3 protein-coding genes are annotated in these 1,768 nt (G+C 71.5%); 2 read left to right on the top strand and 1 reads right to left on the bottom strand.

Annotation, left to right across the window (positions count from 1 at the left end):
- The first annotated feature begins 80 nt into the window (after positions 1-80).
- Complete coding sequence (locus tag ACFW2E_RS46350) at positions 81-632, top strand: DUF1697 domain-containing protein (RefSeq protein WP_384478053.1); 552 nt, start codon at positions 81-83, stop codon at positions 630-632.
- Here the strand turns inward: ACFW2E_RS46350 and ACFW2E_RS46345 are convergent.
- On the bottom strand, positions 613-1,473 hold the full coding sequence (locus tag ACFW2E_RS46345) for a transglutaminase-like domain-containing protein (RefSeq protein ID WP_384478050.1): 861 nt from the start codon (positions 1,471-1,473) through the stop codon (positions 613-615). The genes ACFW2E_RS46350 and ACFW2E_RS46345 overlap by 20 nt on opposite strands.
- A gap of 161 nt (positions 1,474-1,634) precedes the next feature.
- Between ACFW2E_RS46345 and ACFW2E_RS46340 the strand changes: the two genes are divergently transcribed.
- Positions 1,635-1,768, top strand: a 134-nt coding sequence (locus tag ACFW2E_RS46340; RefSeq protein WP_384478056.1) for a maleylpyruvate isomerase N-terminal domain-containing protein, incomplete at its 3' end; no start/stop codon positions are given.

Below are 1,768 nucleotides of genomic sequence, written 5' to 3'. Positions count from 1 at the left end.
GTGGGCGCGCTGCGTGGTCTCGGGGGGGTTTATGGCGTCCACCCCCCCTGGGGGCTCCAGGGCCGCTCTATGGTGTCCGGGTGACGAAGTATGCGGCGCTGCTGCGCGGGATCAACGTGGGTGGCAGCAAGAAGCTGCCGATGGCCGAGCTGCGGCAGCTGATGGAGGGTCTCGGCCACGACGGGGTGCGCACCTATCTGCAGAGCGGCCAGGCCGTCTTCGCCACCGGCCGCGGCGACGAGGACTCCCTGGCCGAGGAACTCGCGAAGGCCGTCGAGGCGCGTTTCGGATTCACCGTCGACGTGATCGTGCGCGACCACGCCTACCTGAGGGCGGTGGCCGACTCCTGCCCCTTCCCCGCCGCCGAACTGGAGGCCAGGCAACTCCACGTCACCTACTTCTCCGCGCCCGTCACCGCGGACCGCTTCGCCGGGATCGACCCGGCCGCCCATCTCCCCGAGGCGTTCCGCCTCGGCGACCGCGCGCTGTATCTGTACGCCCCGGAGGGCCTGGGCCGCTCCAGGCTCGCCGAGGCCCTGTCCCGGCCGCGGGTCGGCAAGGGGCTGATCGCCACGACCCGGAACTGGAACACGGTCCTCAAGCTGGTGGAGCTCACCGCCGGGGGAGAGTGACCGTGCGCAGGCCCAGGAAGGGCGCCAGGGAGAGGATCTGCCGGGGCACGGCGAGCCGTGGGTCCTCGTGGAGGCGCCGGTACTCCTCCGTCGTGCCGGCCGCGGCCACGGCGTCGATCAGGGCGAAGTCGTCCTCCGTCAGCGACGCGTAGCTCTCCGGGCCCGCGAGCCCCCAGCCGTCCCAGGGCAGCGGCTCCGTGCCATTGAGGGCCGCGAGGTCCAGGACGACGGAGTTGAACACGAGCCACATGCCCCGCAGTCCCGGAACGGCCCATACCCCGAAGGTCTCCGGATCGGCCTTGCCGGACCGGCAGGCCCGCCATGCCTGCCCCGCCACCACGAACCGGTCCCGGGGCACGTCCAGCGGGTCGAAGGGCACGTCGTAGAAGTCGGCGGACACCTGCGGGTCCACCAACCGCCAGCTCCCGTCGGGCAGTTGGTACTCGGTCACCCAGTGGTCGTCGTGGAAGCCGGCCACGAAGAAGGTGCTGTAGCCGCCCCGGAGGCGGGCCGGCGTCCCGGTCGCCCGCAGCAGCGAGCACAGCAGCAGCGCGTAGTCCCGGCAGGTGCCGACGAACTGCTCGTCCCACGAACGCTTCTCGGTGAGCGCAGCGTCCTTGCGCCCGCGCAGGATGCGCAGGATCTCGGTGACGTACCGGGACTCGCCGTCGTGGTGCAGCCGCTCCTCGGGGATGGCGTACCCGACCCGTTCGCCCTCCAGCCGGTGCAGGACCAGTCCGCGCACGACGGCGGTGAGCCGCCCCGGGTCACGCGGCAGGTCCGCGACGTCCAGATCGCCCGGATCGCTGTACGGCGTCTGTTGCAGGTAGAAGTCGTCCATGCCCGCGACCCTCGACCCTGCCCCAGGGACAATGGCAACCCACCTGTGCCAGGCTCTTCCCGCCGCCGGGCCGGTGCCGGTCGCCGAGTTCGTACCGCCGGCGGACGACGCTGTCGCGTTTGTTCAAGAGACCTGAGCGCGCTCTCCCTAGCGTGAAGTGCATGACGTACGACGACATGCACCCGTACATGATCGAATGCGCCGCCGAGGCGGCGCGCGTGGCGCGTGGTGTCACCGCCGCGCAGCTCGACGACCGGACCCACTGCCCCGACTGGGACGTGCGCGCCCTGGTCAA

This window comes from Streptomyces sp. NPDC058964 (assembly GCF_042741275.1).
In the GTDB taxonomy this organism is placed as follows: domain Bacteria; phylum Actinomycetota; class Actinomycetes; order Streptomycetales; family Streptomycetaceae; genus Streptomyces.
Note: the sequence above shows the minus strand (reverse complement) of the source record. Positions and strands in the feature narration are given on the sequence as shown.